This window comes from Trinickia sp. Z7, assembly GCF_056498045.1.
Genome location: NZ_JAUEQW010000004.1, coordinates 402,052 through 418,203, shown reverse-complemented (window position 1 = coordinate 418,203; position 16,152 = coordinate 402,052). Strand labels below are relative to the sequence as shown.

Below are 16,152 nucleotides of genomic sequence, written 5' to 3'. Positions count from 1 at the left end.
GGATGCGGCAATCATCGCTCGCGCGGCGGCGACGCGCCATTCAGCCTGTCGGCCAACGGGCGCTATCGCGATCTGGCGCTAGACGTTCGACGGCTTTGCCGTTGCGCGCGTGCGCGGTTTGAACAGCTTGACGGTGCGTACGGCTTGATCGTCGCTTTGCAGCACCTCGAGTTGGACGTCGCCGATTTGCAGACAAACGTCGCCCTCGGGAATTTCCTCTAGCGTTTCGAGAATCAGGCCGTTCAGCGTTTTCGGCCCGTTGGTGGGTAGCGTGAGTTGCAGCCAGCGATTCAATTCGCGCAACGGCATGCTGCCCGCGACGATGCATTCTCCGCTCTCGGTCCAGCCGGTGCGCGTGCCGGCACTGCGAGGAATCGACGTCGTGAATTCGCCGATCAACTCTTCGAGGATGTCTTCCGGCGTAACGAGTCCTTCCAGCTCGCCGTATTCGTTGACGACCAGGGCCGTGCGTTGCCGCGTTTCCTGGAAATACTGCAACTGCTGGAACACGGGCGTGCCCGAGGGCACGAAGTAGGGATCGGTCAATAGCTCGCGCAACGTCTCGCGCGTGAGTTCTTGGTTGTGGAGCGCGGCGAGCGTCTTGCGCACGTGCAGGACGCCCAGCACGCGGTCGATGTCGCCTTGATAGACGATCAGCTTGTTGTGGTAGCAGGTTTCGAGCTGACGCAAGATATCTTCGAACGGCGCATCGAAATCGAGCGACTCGATCCGGCGACGTGGAATCATCACGTCATCGACGGAGATGTTCTCGAGATCGAATAGGTTGAGCAAGATGCTACGGTGCTTGGTCGGCATGAAACTGCCCGATTCGAGCACGATGGCGCGCAGCTCCTCGGTGCTCAGGCGCTGATCTCGGCCGCCCTTGGTGTTGATGCGCAATGCGAGCAGGATCGTGTTCGAGAACAAGTTCACGAACCAGACGACGGGCTTCAGGATGCGCATCAGCGGTGCAATGACGACACTCGCGGGCAGCGCGATCTTTTCGGGATAGGTTGCCCCAACGATCTTCGGCGTGATTTCAGCGAAGACGATGATGAGGAAGGCGACGATGCCCGTTGCGATCGACAGCACGAGATTGTCGCGGCCGAAGGTGCGCAGCGCGATCGATGTCGTCAGTACCGGAATGATCGTGTTGAGCAGGTTGTTGCCGATGAGCACGACGCCGAGCAGTTGGTCGGGGCGAGCCAGCAGACCCTGCGTGGTACGCGCGCCGAACGCGCCTTTGCCGGCGAGATACTTGAGCCGATGGCGGTTGAGCGCCATCATCGACGTTTCCGAAATCGAGAAGAAGCCGGAGCAAAGCAGCAATACGAAGACGGCGCCGATTTGCGCCCACAAGGGAATTTGTTCCACGCGTCGTGCGGTGTGGCGAAGAGAAGGGATGGCAAGAATATAGCAGAGCGGGATTGCCCGGCCGATTTGCGGCGGCCCGCGGCCACGGCGGAAGCGGGAGAGCGCGCCGCATGCCGGCCCGCCTAGGCTTACGAGCCCCCATCTTCAGATGATAAAAACGCCATGGGCGTAGGCCGAGAATAGCTACGCGCCCTCCGCTCTTATGCCGCTTTCCGGATTTCCTTGACCAATTCAGGCTGGGCGATGTCTTCGAGCTTCCTGAAAGCCCCTTCCAGTTGGCTTATCAGATGGCCGTCGGCACCGTAGGCTTCAAAGGTCGTGCGCCACTCCCGCAGTTCGCCCCAGACGCGCCGAACGATGTTCATGGCGCGCTCACGCTCCGGGACGAACGCGGAAAAGTAGCTCAGGGCGTTGTCCAAGGTGGCCAGCTTGCCTTGGGCGCCGATTTCCAGGTGGAGTTGGCGCTCGAAGGCAATTCCCGGCCGCGGTACTACATCGTACAGCGGACTCAGCATCCAGCCTGCCGACCGCGGGTCGCGCACGAAGGCGTGGTTGCGCAGGTGGTCGTCATCGTTGCTCACGAAGATGTTGAATACCATGCGAGCGAACAGCTCTTCGCAATTGGCGGTGATGGAATCTGGGTGGACGTACTTGCGGATGGCCGCGGCGAGGTCATGATAGCCCTTGGTTCGAGACTCGAACTCGGTGCAAGCCACGAGCGTCAAGCCACTGATCAATGGAAGGCGGCCTTCGGCCAAGCTTTCCGATGGTCGGCTGTCATGCAAGACGATGCCCGCATCGGGAAGCCGGCCCGGCTGCGCCCAGTACCGGTCGAAGCGGCGGATGAGCATGACGCTCTTCTGACTCACCAAGATGCGGCGCACTTCGGGAACGGTCAGTCCACAGCGGCGTGCCAACTCCAGCGTGCAGCTCTCTGCTCGGGCAACATCGAAAAGGTCGTCCTTCGCCGGAAATTTCGCCAGCCAAAGGGCTCCGTGCTCATCGCGTACCGATGCTTTCGGACGTGCGCCGCCAGCGGACGGGCCTGCCGCGAGGAATGGTTCCAGATTCGCAGGCACGGGCATACCGCTTTCAACCGCTTCGGCGGCCTGCAATACGTACTCGAGGGACTGCAGATCGCTTGCCGAAGCCGAGTCGGAGCTTTTGATATCTCGCCTGACGTCCAGTGCTCCTACGCGATCGCCTCCGGCCGCCAATAAGTATTCTGCTTCGGACAGCGTGTTGGCCGGGACCTTGCGACGTGCCTCGATCACCCTGCGGCCCCAGGCGTCGGGGGCCGCGTCGCGAATCCCGCCAAACTCCCCAAGACCGTTCACGGGAAAGATCTCTCGGCCGTTGATTGCGTCGCGGTCAGCCAAGCTCAAGCTCACGGGGTCTACTTCGACCGACTCCGTGCGCGCCAGATAGCGCAGACCATACGCGAAGCGCGAGGTGAGTTCGCGATTTTGCGAGTTGGCACTGACTGTTTCGGAAAGTGTCAAAAGCCCGGCAGGGGAAAATTCGCGGCCCGGTAACCAGGCGAAAACGGCGAGCTTGAAGTCTTTAGTCGTCATCAGAAATCCAGTTCGTCCAGCTCGGTCTTGCCGAGCGGCCGAACGCGCTGGGTGAGCTCGCGAGCCCGCAGCGCCGCAAGGGATGGGTCGGACGCTTGGAGCAGGCTCAAGAGCGTGACGCCAGGCGCGATGGCTTCCAGGTAGCGCAGGATTTGCGCTTGCGTACGGCTCAAGTCGCCTTTTTCAATGAGGGCGGCAGTCGAGCGAGCCAGTCCGGCTCGCATGGCCGCATCGGCTTGTCGCAGACGTCGCGCCTTGCGTAGCCGAGCGAGCTTTTCGCCAAGCTCGCGCGCCTCCATCACCCTGGCGGGCGACAGCAAAGGGGTCTCATCGCGCTTCATGTCTGCAATGTCAGTCGTAACGCGGTTAATGTCTGTGATTGCAGTCATTTTAGCATGGACGGGCCCGCGGGATATGTCCGCAATTGCGGACGTTATCCGTTTAATGCATGTGATTGCGGACATTGGGGCGCGACCAAGATCCCGTGTGGGTCAGGATTCCCGAGTCCGGCGCCCAGGCAGGACAATCGACGACGGGCGAGAACTGACGGATCGCGAGCGATTTAGCCGCCGTCTGCCCAGCATGGGCGCGGGGGGACGAAGCAAATTTCGCAGAGAAGGGGCACGAAAACAAAAAAGCCGTCCGATTAGCGGACGGCTTTCTGCCTTGATTTACAAGGGAATTCTGGTCGGGGTGAGAGGATTCGAACCTCCGGCCTCTACGTCCCGAACGTAGCGCTCTACCAGGCTAAGCTACACCCCGAATTTGGACCTGCTTGGACTCGCGCCGCCGATCAGTCTCGTTCAAGACTGGCGCGCCGTCGAGTAAAAACATAATTCTAGCAGGCTTTCCTTGTAAAGGGAATCGGGGAACGCAGAAATCGCTTCCGCGGCCGCTTGGGCTTCGCTCCTTGCGCATTCGAGCGTGTGATCGAGCGCGCCCGAGCGCGTGATGGCTTCGAAGATCGTCTCGAAACGGTCCGTGCCGCCGTGTTCGATCGCCTCGCGCGCGAGGGCCGATTGCTCCGGCGTGCCCCGCTCGATCAAGTAAATCAGCGGCAGGGTCGGCTTGCCTTCGCGCAGATCGTCGCCGGCATTTTTGCCCATCGATTCGGCCGTACCCGTGTAGTCGAGCCAATCGTCCATGATTTGGAACGCGGTGCCGATGCGGCGGCCAAACTCGGCGGCGGCGGCCTCGATGCGGGCGTCGGCGCCCGAAATGACGGCGCCCAGTTGTGCCGCCGCCTCGAACAGCTTCGCCGTTTTATAACGGATGACCTGCATGTAGCGCGCTTCGTCGACATCCGCATCGTGCATGTTCAGAAGCTGCAACACCTCGCCCTCGGAGATGATGTTCGTCGCTTCGGAGAGGATTTCCATGACGCGCATCTTGCCGATGCCGACCATCATTTGGAACGAGCGCGAATAGAGAAAATCGCCCACGAGCACGCTCGCGGCGTTGCCGAACAAGGCGTTTGCCGTTTGGCGGCCGCGCCGCAAATCGGATTCGTCGACGACGTCGTCGTGCAGAAGCGTGGCCGTGTGGATGAACTCGACGATCGCCGCGAGCTCGTGCCGGTGGCCCGTCGCGTCGCCGAGCGCACGTGCGACCAGCAGCAGCAGCGCCGGGCGCAGCCGCTTGCCGCCGGCGCCGATGATGTATTCCGAGATCTGATTGATGAGCATCACCTCGGAGGCCAAACGTTGCCGAATGACGCGATTGACCTGCTCCATGTCTTCCGAGATGGGAGCGAGCAAGTTGGCGGCGCTGGGAGGGGAGGTGGCGGTCGACGACATGATCAAAAAAATGGGTGGTGCCGCGGATTATAAAGGGTTATGGGGCGCTCCGAGGGGCTGGCGGCGGCCGCTGTGGCGCCGCGCCCAAGCGGACCGCCGCCAGCCTGCCGCGGGAGACTTTGACTGTGTGCGTAACTCTATGTATAATCACGCGTTTTCACGCACGGTGCGTGGGAAAAAGAAAAGCGAAGCGAACAAACCGAGCGATGGCGGCGAGCGAAAGTGTCGCGGCCGGCGGGTAAGTTTGTTTGGAAAAGGCGTCCACGAAAGTGGCGCACACAGAGTGAGGTTCTCAATGTACGCGGTCATAAAAACCGGCGGCAAGCAGTATAAGGTTGCTGTCGGCGAAAAATTGAAAGTAGAACAGATACCGGCAGACATTGACGCTGAAATCACGCTCGACCAGGTTCTCGCGGTAGGCGAAGGTGAATCGATTCAGTTCGGTACGCCGCTGGTCAGTGGGGCTTCCGTCAAGGCTACCGTCGTATCTCAAGGGCGGCACGCCAAAGTGACGATCTTCAAGATGCGTCGCCGGAAGCACTACCAAAAGCACGGTGGTCACCGCCAGAACTATACCGAACTGCGCATCGACGCGATCAATGCGTAAGCGCACCGGTTAAGGAGCAATCAGATGGCACACAAAAAAGCAGGCGGGTCTTCCCGCAATGGTCGCGATTCCGAGTCGAAGCGCCTCGGCGTCAAGGTGTATGGCGGCCAAGCGATCAATGCTGGCGGCATCATCGTGCGCCAACGCGGCACGCGTATGCACCCTGGCGACAACGTCGGTATCGGCAAGGATCACACGCTGTTCGCGTTGATCGACGGCCACGTCAAGTTCACGACGAAGGGCGCCGACAAAAAGCATTTGGTCACCGTCGTCCCAGCCGCGGTCTGACATCGATCAGACACGGGAGCGACACGGCAGGAAGGCCCCGCGTGGTTGGCGGGGCCTTTTTTCTTCTGTGCGCGGCTTTGCCGCACCGGCATGGTGAAGGTGCGTCGCGCGCGGCAGAATATCGGCAAGACACGGGACGGAGCGATATATGAAGTTCATTGACGAAGCGCGGATCGAAGTGATCGCCGGCGACGGCGGCGACGGCAGCGCGTCGATGCGCCGCGAGAAATTCGTTCCGTTCGGCGGCCCCGACGGCGGCGATGGCGGGCGCGGCGGTAGCGTCTACGCGGTCGCCGACCGCAACATCAACACCCTGATCGATTACCGCTACGCGAAAAAACACCAGGCACGCAACGGCGAAAACGGCCGCGGCTCGGATTGCTACGGCAAGGGGGGCGACGATATCGTTTTGCGCATGCCCGTCGGCACGATCATCAACGATATGGACACGGGCGAAGTCGTCGCCGATCTGACCGAGCACGAGCAGACCGTCCTCATCGCGAAGGGCGGCGCGGGTGGTCTTGGCAATCTGCACTTCAAATCGAGCACGAACCGTGCGCCGCGGCAGAAAACCGAAGGCAAGCCCGGCGAGCGCCGCATGCTGCGCCTCGAGTTGAAAGTGTTGGCCGATGTCGGCTTGCTCGGTATGCCGAACGCGGGTAAATCCACCTTCATCTCTTCGGTGTCGAACGCGAAACCGAAGATCGCCGACTATCCGTTCACGACGCTCGCACCCAATCTCGGGGTCGTGCGCGTCGGGCCCAGCAAGAGTTTCGTGATTGCCGATATTCCGGGCCTGATCGAGGGCGCGGCTGAGGGGGCGGGGCTGGGACACCAGTTTCTACGTCACTTGCAGCGTACCGGCCTGTTGCTGCATCTTGTCGATCTGGCGCCTTTCGATGAAACCGTCGACCCCGTCGCGGAAGCGAAGGCGATCGTTGCCGAGCTACGCAAATACGACGAAGCGCTCTATCAGAAGCCGCGCTGGCTCGTGCTCAACAAGCTCGACATGATCGTGGAGGACGAGCGCGAAGCACGTGTGGCCGATTTCCTGGCGCGTTTCGAGTGGGAGGGCCCGGTGTTTCAGATCTCGGCACTGACGGGTCTCGGTTGTGAAAACCTGTGCTATGCGATCTACGACTACCTGACTGCGCATTCGGACGCGCATCGCGCCGAGCGCGCCGAGGATTTGGCGGCCGACGTCCGCTTCAGGGACGAGCCCTCTGCGGACGACGCGGCGCCGCAGGGCTAACGCCTGCCCGGCCGCTGCAACGGCAGCGCGCGCGGGCTAGCGGCTGTTCGCGTCGCCTCGGCCGCGGGTTCAACGATCACTCATGGAGACTGTCGCACGATGCGCTCTGTCATCGCGGATTCGAAGCGTTTGGTTGTCAAGGTGGGATCGAGCCTCGTGACGAACGAGGGGCGCGGGCTCGATCAAGCAGCGATCGGCCTGTGGGCCGCGCAAATCGCACAACTGCGCCAGTGCGGCAAGGAAGTGGTGCTCGTCAGCTCGGGGGCCATCGCCGAAGGCATGCAGCGGCTCGGGTGGGCGAAGCGTCCTCGCGAAATCGACGAATTGCAGGCCGCCGCCGCCGTGGGGCAAATGGGGCTTGCGCAGGTCTATGAAAGCCGATTCTCGGAGTACGGCATCCGAACCGCACAAATTCTTCTGACGCATGCGGATTTGGCCGATCGGGAACGCTACTTAAACGCGCGCTCGACGCTGCTCACGCTGTTGCGCTTGGGCGTCGTTCCGATCATCAACGAAAACGACACGGTGGTGACCGACGAGATCAAGTTCGGCGACAACGACACGCTCGGTGCGCTCGTGGCGAACCTGATCGAGGGCGACGCGCTGATCATCCTGACCGATCAGCAGGGCTTGTTCACGGCTGATCCGCGCAAGGACCCGTCGGCCAAGCTCGTGCGCGAAGCCGACGCCGGCGCGCCCGAACTCGAGGCGATGGCAGGCGGTGCAGGTTCCGCCATCGGGCGCGGCGGCATGCTCACGAAGATCCTTGCCGCGAAACGCGCAGCCGGCAGCGGCGCCAATACGATCGTCGCAAGCGGTAGAGAGGCGGACGTGCTCACCCGGCTCGCCGCGGGTGAGGCGATCGGGACGCAGCTCGTTGCGCGCACTGCCCGCCTCGCGGCGCGCAAACAATGGATGGCCGATCATCTGCAGGTGCGGGGGCATGTGATCATCGATGACGGCGCCGTGGAAAAGCTTACGGTAGGCGGCAAGAGCCTGCTGCCGATCGGGGTGGTCGATGTCCAAGGGGCGTTTGCGCGCGGCGAGGTCATTACCTGCGTCAATACCGCTGGACGCGAGGTGGCGCGCGGGCTCACGAACTACAGCAGCGCGGAAGCCAAGCTGATTCAGCGCCACCCGAGCACTGAAATCGAAACGATCCTGGGCTATATGCTCGAGCCGGAACTGATTCACCGGGACAATCTCGTGCTCGTTTGACGGCAAGGCCGAGCGGGCGCTGGCGCGCGTCAGCCCCACTTGGGCCAGTTTCGAATACTCCATTGCTGGCTGCTCGCGGGGGCCGCGTCCGAACCTCTCACGCATTCTGATCGGAATATCTGAATGCGGGGCTCGTCAGTAGACAATCAAGCGTGGCGCAACGTCGTTCGAGTGCTTGGGTAACGGCCTGCTCGTAGAATTCGGTGATCTTAGTCGGTTCGTTGCCGCGATTTGACCATGCGTTGTCGATCAACTTAATGTTATTTGCGCCGAAGAAGAGATTGCGTTTTTTGGCCGGCGCACCTTTTCTGATCTAGTAGGCGAAGGCGGTATGCCAGTACGAGAGCCCGCTGAAGATTTGCGCGACCCGCTTTTCGAATCGGACATCATCTTCTCGAACGTGTACGGTTTGCGAGTCGCCCCGTAGCATGCGCCGACTTCGATGAGATCGAGCAGCATGAGCCCAACGGGCAGCATGGGGGCAGATCGACTGACTTCTGCGAGAAAAAGCGATCCAACGGTACCGGGCAATTCGTCCGCGGGATAGTTCGACATCCCTTGTTCGCCTTTCAAGATTCCCCGCGCTTGCTTTGCCAGTTCCTTATCGTCTACCGTGGCTAGCTGTTTTTTGAATCTTTCATATTTGATTCTGTAAACATCTTTCTTTTCCTTCTTGCTCGGCGATTCGAAAAGTCGCATTCGCCCCGTATTGCTTCTGAAGTGTTTTTGCTCTGTCGTGGCAACGGAATCGACGACCGAATCGAGAACGGAGCTGACGATCGTATCGTCGTCGGCATCGACATTTGCTTCATCGCCCGCGTTGGCGCTCGCATCGACGGCCGGGGCGGGTGCGGCGATATTTTTGTCGGGGCGAGCGAGGGCGGTGATGTAATTTCCGTATTCTCCCGGCGGGCTGCGCTCTATCCATTGGCCGCCGATCCGATACAGATCGTAGTCTTCCCTTGTGCTCTCGCTTGCAGCTTTGGCCCATTGCCCAATACTGCGCATATTGAACGGTGCGCTAGACGATCCCTCTCCCTCGTAGGATTCGTGTTCGACGTTCATATTTCGGATTGCCCAGGCGAGATGGGCTGCCGTTATTTTTCCGGGTCTGGATCGAGGCTCCTGCTTCTTTCCAAACGTCAATCCGAATTTCATTGTGCATATCCCGTGAGATAGCCGATATTCCGGAAGCATTCGATTTTCGAGAGCGACGTTGCCGCTTCGAAATCGCCCCTAGCAGAAACGGGAGATTGTCACGATGATGCGCAGTATAGGCTTGGGCTCATGGCGCCGGCGCCGGCATTGCGCCGGACGGGTTCGTGTTCGCCAGAGTTTGAGACCTGCGCGGTCAGCGCCTTTTCCGCCGCGGCGGCCGCGCTGCCCCCGCTGTCGCCGAAAGGGGAGGACGCCCGCATCGCCGACGGCGGGCCAGCGTCTCGTGACCGGGAGGAATGCGCGGGGCCATCAACCCCGCTTCACGACAGGCTAGTGGATCAGCGACGCCGCCGTCCGATGGTGGCGCATGTTGTCGACGATCATCTTGGCTTTACCCGTCGGCATTTTGTTTGCGCAGAAGTAGTCTTGATACAGCGATGCGTGATAGGCGTTCAGTTCGCCGTTCTCGATGCGCGACCAATCGTTGGCGACAGTCCGGTCCCAGCCGTTGTGCTCGGCGTTCAGGCCCGCGTAGAGACGCCACTCGTAGGTTTCGCAGCGAATGCCTTCATAGTTGATGTTGCGTGCGCCGCTCGGGCTCGTAATCATCACGGTATAACGCACGACGCCGTCCGACTGCACCGTTAGCGAGTTGGCGTCGATCGCGAAGTGCAGCGGCGTATTCTGCGACACGTCGAATGCGATCAGGTCTTGCTCGCGCGGCAGCGGCGGCAGCGTCTCCACCTTGTTTTCAGCCCATTCCGACTTGCGATCGAGCAAGTATTGAAACGTGGTGTCGTCTTTGGGATTGGCAGGCATGTGCGAGCAGCCGGCCAGGATGGCGCCGCCGGCCAGGCAGGTCAGCGCGAGAACGATCGCTTTCAATATGGATACCTCGATAAGGGGCGCAAAGATTCGAAGAACCGAATGATAGCGCCGGTGCGTGCGCACGTGAGCATTGCGCGTCGACCTGCCGGGCGACAGGTCGTGCGATGCTGCCGGCAGCGAGCGCATCCGGCGCGGCTCACGCAGGGCGGAGGCGGTGCGCCCGCGCGGGCGCGCCCCTCGTTAGTCGGGCAAGATCAGACTTGGCGCGGAGCAAGGCGATATGTCGGAGTCATCGGACGCCTGCATGATCGCGCCGTTCGAACCCGGCAGTTGCGCCGAGGGCGACACGCGCGGATACCGATGACCGTGATGCGCGCCTCGCGGCTTCTCCGTGCGCGGCGCTGCGCGGCGCAAAAAGCGCGACAACTCGGTCAGCGCCAATTGATAGACATCCCGCTTGAACTCGATCACAGCATCGAGCGGGACCCAATACTCGTTCCAGCGCCAAGCGTCGAATTCGGGATGATCGGTGGCGCGCAGGCAGATATCGCAGTCGCGGCCGACCATTCGAAGCAGGAACCAGATCTGTTTCTGGCCGCGGTAGTGGCCGCGTACTTCGCGCTTGATGAACTTGTCCGGCACCTCGTAACGCAGCCAGTCGCGCGTGCGACCGATGATCTTGACGTGCTCCGGGCGCAAGCCGGTTTCTTCGTGTAACTCCCGATACATCGCTTGCAAAGGGGTCTCGCCATACTTGATGCCCCCTTGCGGAAATTGCCAGGAATGTTCACGCAGCCGCTTACCCCAAAACACCTCGTTGTGCGCGTTCAAGAGGATGATGCCGACGTTCGGGCGAAAGCCTTCGCGATCCAGCATACAACCACCTTCGAATCCTTTAAAATTGCTTTGATTATAAACAGATAACGAGCCTTTGGCATCGGCATGCACCAGAAGGGTTCCGGCCGCCGCATCAATCGTGCCTCATGCTGCCGATGACTTGTCTGACGAATCGCGCCCCGCGCTCGGCTAGGCGATGTCGGCTATGCTGCCGGCGCGGCCGCGTTCGCGCCGATGTCCCGGATCACTCGTTCCCCTCTTCCGGCAGCTCGCTGCGAGCCGCCGCTTTTGGAAAATTGTTGAATGAAAGCCACCCGTTTCTTTATCGCCACCTTGAAGGAAGCTCCGGCGGACGCGGAAGTCGTCAGCCACAAATTGATGTTGCGCGCGGGCATGATTCGGCGCGTGGCAGGCGGCGTCTACAGCTATCTGCCCGTCGGCTTGCGCTCGATCCGCAAGGTCGAGGCGATCGTGCGCGAGGAGATGAACCGCGCGGGCGCGCTCGAGCTGTTGATGCCGACGGTGCAGCCGGCCGAGCTGTGGCAGGAATCGGGGCGCTGGGAGCAATACGGCCCCGAATTGCTGCGCTTCAAAGATCGCAAGCAGAGCGATTTCGTGCTCGGGCCGACGCACGAAGAGGTGGTGACCGACATCGCGCGCAACCAAATCAAGAGTTACCGGCAATTGCCGGTGAACTTCTATCAGATTCAGACGAAGTTCCGCGATGAAATTCGTCCCCGTTTCGGGGTGATGCGCGGCCGCGAGTTCACGATGAAGGACGCTTACTCGTTCGACAAGGACCAGGCCGGGCTGCAAGAGTCGTATCAGAAAATGTTCGATGCCTACGTGCGCATCTTCACGCGCATCGGGCTCGAGTTTCGCGCTGTCGCGGCCGATAGTGGCGCGATCGGGGGCAATCGCTCGCAGGAATTTCACGTCATCGCGGCGACCGGCGAAGACGATATCGCCTACTGCCCGTCGTCCGATTTCGCGGCCAACGTCGAAGCGGCCGAAGCGTTGCCGCTCTACGCCGAGCGTGCCGCGCCGCGCGAGGCGATGCAAAAGACGGCCACGCCGGGCAAGGCCAAATGCGAAGCCGTTGCGCAACTGCTGAACATCCCGCTCGAGCGCACGATCAAATCGATCATCCTCGCCACCGACAACGAGGGCGCCGAGCCGACCATTTGGCTGTTGATGCTGCGCGGCGATCACGATTTGAACGAAGTGAAGGTCGGCAAGCTGCCGGGCCTCGCAGGGTTCCGATTCGCTACCGAGGCCGAGATCGTCGAATGGTTCGGCACGCCGCCCGGGTACCTCGGCCCGATCGGCACCAAGAAGCCGGTGAAGGTCGTGGCCGATCGCACGGTGGCGAACATGAGTGACTTCGTCGTCGGTTCCAATGAGCTCGACTATCACACGACCGGCGTGAATTGGGGGCGCGACCTGCCCGAGCCCATCGTCGCGGATATCCGCAACGTGCGCCCTGGCGATCCTTCTCCCGACGGCAAGGGCACGATCGAAATCTGCCGCGGCATCGAAGTGGGGCACGTGTTTCAACTCGGCACCAAGTACTCCGATGCAATGGGCGCGACCTTCCTCGACGAGACCGGCAAGCCGCAGCCGATGGTCATGGGCTGCTACGGTATCGGCATCACGCGCATCCTCGGCGCGGCCATCGAGCAGAACTTCGACGAGCGCGGCATCATCTGGCCGGAAGCCATCGCGCCGTTCGAACTCGTCCTGTGCCCGATGGGATACGACCGCAGCGAGAGCGTGCGGGCGGAGACGGACAAGCTCTATGCGCAACTGACGCAAGCGGGGATCGATGTGGTTCTGGACGATCGCGGAGAGCGCCCGGGCGTCATGTTCGCCGATTGGGAGTTGATCGGCGTGCCGCATCGCCTCGTGATCGGCGAGCGCGGGCTCAAGGACGGCAAGGTGGAATACCAGGGCCGTCGGGATGCGCAAGCGACCCTCCTCGGCCTCGACGAGGCAGCTGCTACCGTCGCCGAGAAGATTCGCTCGGCGCTCGCACGCACGGGCCTCGCGCGCTAAGGAACGGATGGGCCGCCGCTCCGGCTCGCGGCCCGTCGCCGGCAAGCTGCGTCGGGCGCGTGTCCCGAGCGCCGGCACGGCCGGCAAGATGCAGCGTTCCCGCTAGCCGATGGCTCGGCTCTCACGGCAGGTACCGGAAGCGCGCGTAGCCGGCCGCCCGCGTCAAGCGCCTTCGGTCAGCGCTCGAATGGTCGGCAAGTTGCGCCAGTAGCCCTTCGCGTCCATGCCGCAACCGAACACATAACGATCGGGCACTTCGAAGCCGCAGAAATCGGGGCGCAGCGGTTTGGCTTTCGCGATCTGCTTTTCGCACAGCACCGCACTCAGGAAGCGCTTGGCGCCCATGGCGAGAATCCGATCGCGAATCGCAGCCATGGTTTCCCCTTCATCGAGGATGTCGTCGAGCACTAGTACGACGCGGTCTTTCACCGATTCCGCCGGTGCGACGCGCCACTGCATGTCGGCGCTGCCTTTGGTCGTATTGCGGTAGCGCGTCAGATGGATGTAGTCGAACTCGAGCGGGAAATCGAGATGCGGCAGCAGCATGCCCGTAAACACGGCCGCGCCGCCCATCACCGATAGCAGGAGCGGAAAATCCTCGCCGATCTGCGTGCGAATGGCCGTGGCCATGCGCACGATCGACGCATCGACCTCGGAGGCCGAGACGATCTCTTCCGAGTGTTGAAAGATATGGAAAGCTTCTTCGCGATTCATGGCGTCCGGCGAGCAGTGACTGTATACATAGTGTGGAGCGGGGCGCGGCGGCGCGCCTCGGCATTAACCCCTGCGCTCAACGCATGCCCGGAAGCATCCCCTTCATGCCGCGCATCATTTTTTGCAGATTGCCGCCTTTGAGCTTTTTCATCATCGTGCGCATCTGCTCGTACTGATTGAGCATTCGGTTCACTTCCTGCACCTGCACCCCGGCGCCTGCCGCGATGCGGCGCTTGCGCGTGGCCTTGATGAGTTCGGGCTTGGCCCGCTCGGCCGGGGTCATGGAATTGATGATGCCCTCCATGCGACGCATTTGCTTCTCGGCTTGACCCATGTCCGCGCCGGCCGCCGCTTGCTGGAACTGCGCCGGCAACTTGTCCATCAAGGTGGACAGCCCGCCCATGTTCTTCATCTGCGAGAGCTGCGCGCGAAAATCGTTGAGGTCGAAGTCGCCGCCCTTCTTGACTTTGTCGGCGAGCTTTTGCGCGGCCTTGACGTCGACGTTGCGCTGGGCTTCCTCGACCAGCGCGAGAATGTCGCCCATCCCGAGAATGCGATTGGCCATCCGCTCGGGGTAGAACACCTCGAGCCCGTCGAGCTTTTCCGCCACGCCGACGAATTTGATCGGCTTGCCGGTCACGTGACGCACCGATAGCGCCGCGCCGCCACGCGAGTCGCCGTCGAGCTTGGTCAGAACCACGCCCGTGAGGGGCAGCGCGTCATTGAACGCCTTGGCCGTGTTCACGGCGTCTTGGCCGAGCATCGCATCGACCACGAACAGCGTTTCGACCGGCTTGACGGCCGCGTGCAGCGCGGCGATCTCCTGCATCATCGCCTCGTCGATGCCCAGACGGCCGGCGGTGTCGACGATCAGCACGTCGTGATAGTGGCGCTTGGCCCAGTCGAGGGCGTGAAGCGCGATGTCGACCGGCTTTTGATTCGGCTCCGAGGGGAAGAAATCGGCGCCGACCTGCTCCGTCACCGTCTTGAGCTGCGCGATAGCGGCGGGACGGTAGACGTCGCACGAGACGGTCAGCACCTTCTTCTTGTGCTTCTCGCGCAACATCTTCGCGAGCTTGCCCACCGTGGTGGTTTTACCCGCACCTTGCAGACCCGCCATGAGGATGACGGCGGGCGGCGTGACAGCAAGGTTCAGCTCCGCGGCGCGGCCCTCGTAGTCGCCGCCGATCACGGCCGTCAGTTCACGCTGAACGACGGCGACGAGCGCTTGGCCCGGCGACAGGCTTTGCATCACTTCTTCGCCGAGCGCCTTTTCCTTGACCTTGGCGATGAAGTCGCGCACGACCGGTAGCGCCACATCGGCCTCGAGCAGCGCGAGACGCACTTCGCGCAACATTTCCTGCGTGTTGGCTTCGGTGAGGCGGGCTTCGCCGCGCAGCGTCTTGACGACGCGCGCCATCCGTTGGGTGAGTGTGTCGAGCATGGGGGCGGTTGGGCAAGGCGGCCGCCTTTCGCTCATCGGCTCATTGGCTCAGCGCACGAGCAGGGCGGGAAAGGCAGCCTAGTGTAAACTTGGGACATGGATATTGTACTGTATGCCCTCACCGCGCTCCTTTACGGGGGCCTGGCCGTCGCCGGGTGGCGCTCGCACCGGCTCGAGAGTGCGCCGTCGATGCTCTCCAGCGTGCCGCCCGTCCCCGCGGCGGCGCAGGCCTCGTTCGCACTCTCGCCGCGCGCCGCGCGCGTGCTGCTGTTCGCGGCGATCGCCGCGCACGGGGTGTTGCTGCATACCACCATCTTCCCGCGCCATGCCATGGTGTTCGGTTTCGCGTTCGCGCTCTCGGCCATGTTTTGGCTCGGCGCCTGCATCTACTGGATCGAGAATTTTTTCTTTCCGCTCGATAGCCTAGGCTTGCTCGTGCTGCCCTTCGCGTGCGTCGCTTCCCTGCTGCCGCTCGTGTTCGGCGGTGTGCAGGTGCTTTCGTACGCGGCCGCGCCGCTGTTCAAGACCCACTTCATCATCGCGAACATCGCCTATGGGTTGGCGGCCATCGCCGCGCTGCACGCCGTTCTGATGCTGTTTGCCGAGCGCCGCCTTCATGCGTTGCGCGGCGCGCTCGAGCGAAGCGGCGGCGGCTGGGTCGCCAGCTGGCTCGATACGCTACCGCCGCTGCTCACGTTGGAAAAGCTGTTGTTCCGCTTGATCAGCGCCGCCTTCGTGCTGCTCACGCTCACGCTCGTCTCGGGCGTGCTGTTCAGCGAGCAGTTGCTGGGCCGCCCGCTCACCTTCGATCACAAGACCGTCTTCGCCGTGCTGTCCTGGGTGATGTTCGGCGGCCTGCTGACCGCGCGCAAGGTATCGGGCTGGCGCGGGCGGGCGGCGCTGCGCTGGGTGCTCGCCTCGTTCGTCGCTTTGCTGCTCGCCTACGTGGGCAGCCGCTTCGTCTTCGAGGTGCTGCTTCACCGTCCCGTGGTGTGAGTTTGATCTTC

At 62.2% G+C, this 16,152-nt stretch carries 14 protein-coding genes, 1 tRNA gene and 1 pseudogene; 6 read left to right on the top strand and 10 right to left on the bottom strand.

Features of this window, described 5'->3' with window-relative positions; genetic code table 11:
* Positions 1-78: 78 nt before the first annotated feature.
* From QQS38_RS10705 to QQS38_RS10685, 5 genes are all read right to left on the bottom strand, one after another.
* Positions 79-1,374 (bottom strand): HlyC/CorC family transporter, encoded by a 1,296-nt coding sequence (locus QQS38_RS10705; RefSeq protein ID WP_479645332.1) that lies wholly within the window; start codon positions 1,372-1,374, stop codon positions 79-81.
* A gap of 200 nt (positions 1,375-1,574) precedes the next feature.
* Positions 1,575-2,948 (bottom strand): type II toxin-antitoxin system HipA family toxin, encoded by a 1,374-nt coding sequence (locus tag QQS38_RS10700; RefSeq protein WP_479645331.1) that lies wholly within the window; start codon positions 2,946-2,948, stop codon positions 1,575-1,577.
* Positions 2,948-3,289 (bottom strand): helix-turn-helix domain-containing protein, encoded by a 342-nt coding sequence (locus QQS38_RS10695; protein WP_479645330.1) that lies wholly within the window; start codon positions 3,287-3,289, stop codon positions 2,948-2,950. Before QQS38_RS10695 ends, QQS38_RS10700 begins: the two co-directional genes overlap by 1 nt.
* 344 nt (positions 3,290-3,633) lie before the next feature.
* Positions 3,634-3,710: transfer RNA gene (locus QQS38_RS10690), tRNA-Pro, on the bottom strand.
* Positions 3,711-3,751: 41 nt separating this feature from the next.
* A complete protein-coding gene (locus QQS38_RS10685; protein ID WP_479645329.1) occupies positions 3,752-4,744 on the bottom strand; it encodes a polyprenyl synthetase family protein in 993 nt (330 codons plus the stop codon).
* Between the two features lie 295 nt (positions 4,745-5,039).
* Here QQS38_RS10685 and rplU point away from each other — a divergent pair, with 295 nt between their 5' ends.
* From rplU to proB, 4 genes are all read left to right on the top strand, one after another.
* A complete protein-coding gene (gene rplU / locus QQS38_RS10680; protein ID WP_479645384.1) occupies positions 5,040-5,351 on the top strand; it encodes a 50S ribosomal protein L21 in 312 nt (103 codons plus the stop codon).
* Positions 5,352-5,375: 24 nt separating this feature from the next.
* Entirely contained in the window at positions 5,376-5,639 is a 264-nt protein-coding gene (rpmA, locus tag QQS38_RS10675) for a 50S ribosomal protein L27 (protein ID WP_277429217.1), read from the top strand.
* Positions 5,640-5,787: 148 nt separating this feature from the next.
* Entirely contained in the window at positions 5,788-6,891 is a 1,104-nt protein-coding gene (cgtA, locus tag QQS38_RS10670) for an Obg family GTPase CgtA (protein WP_479645328.1), read from the top strand.
* Between the two features lie 99 nt (positions 6,892-6,990).
* A complete protein-coding gene (proB, locus tag QQS38_RS10665) occupies positions 6,991-8,109 on the top strand; it encodes a glutamate 5-kinase (RefSeq protein ID WP_479645327.1) in 1,119 nt (372 codons plus the stop codon).
* A gap of 249 nt (positions 8,110-8,358) precedes the next feature.
* Here proB and QQS38_RS10660 read toward each other — a convergent pair whose 3' ends face one another.
* The 3 genes and pseudogenes from QQS38_RS10660 to QQS38_RS10650 all read right to left on the bottom strand — a co-directional run.
* Positions 8,359-9,267, bottom strand: a complete 909-nt coding sequence (locus QQS38_RS10660) for a hypothetical protein (RefSeq protein WP_479645326.1) — start codon at positions 9,265-9,267, stop codon at positions 8,359-8,361.
* A 330-nt stretch (positions 9,268-9,597) separates the two neighbouring features.
* Positions 9,598-10,152 (bottom strand): CNP1-like family protein, encoded by a 555-nt coding sequence (locus QQS38_RS10655; RefSeq protein ID WP_479645325.1) that lies wholly within the window; start codon positions 10,150-10,152, stop codon positions 9,598-9,600.
* Positions 10,153-10,436: 284 nt separating this feature from the next.
* Positions 10,437-10,971: pseudogene (locus QQS38_RS10650) on the bottom strand (RNA pyrophosphohydrolase); the annotation flags it as partial.
* A 264-nt stretch (positions 10,972-11,235) separates the two neighbouring features.
* Here QQS38_RS10650 and QQS38_RS10645 point away from each other — a divergent pair.
* The gene (locus QQS38_RS10645; protein ID WP_479645324.1) at positions 11,236-12,987 is read left to right on the top strand and encodes a proline--tRNA ligase; all 1,752 of its coding nucleotides are present in this window, start codon (positions 11,236-11,238) and stop codon (positions 12,985-12,987) included.
* Positions 12,988-13,149: 162 nt separating this feature from the next.
* Here the strand turns inward: QQS38_RS10645 and QQS38_RS10640 are convergent, their stop codons facing one another.
* Positions 13,150-13,701 (bottom strand): hypoxanthine-guanine phosphoribosyltransferase, encoded by a 552-nt coding sequence (locus QQS38_RS10640; protein ID WP_479645323.1) that lies wholly within the window; start codon positions 13,699-13,701, stop codon positions 13,150-13,152.
* Positions 13,702-13,777: 76 nt separating this feature from the next.
* Entirely contained in the window at positions 13,778-15,145 is a 1,368-nt protein-coding gene (gene ffh / locus QQS38_RS10635; protein ID WP_479645322.1) for a signal recognition particle protein, read from the bottom strand.
* A 96-nt stretch (positions 15,146-15,241) separates the two neighbouring features.
* On the opposite strand from ffh, the gene QQS38_RS10630 reads away from it, so the two are divergent.
* Positions 15,242-16,141 (top strand): cytochrome C assembly family protein, encoded by a 900-nt coding sequence (locus QQS38_RS10630; protein WP_479645321.1) that lies wholly within the window; start codon positions 15,242-15,244, stop codon positions 16,139-16,141.
* The last annotated feature ends 11 nt before the right edge of the window (positions 16,142-16,152 follow it).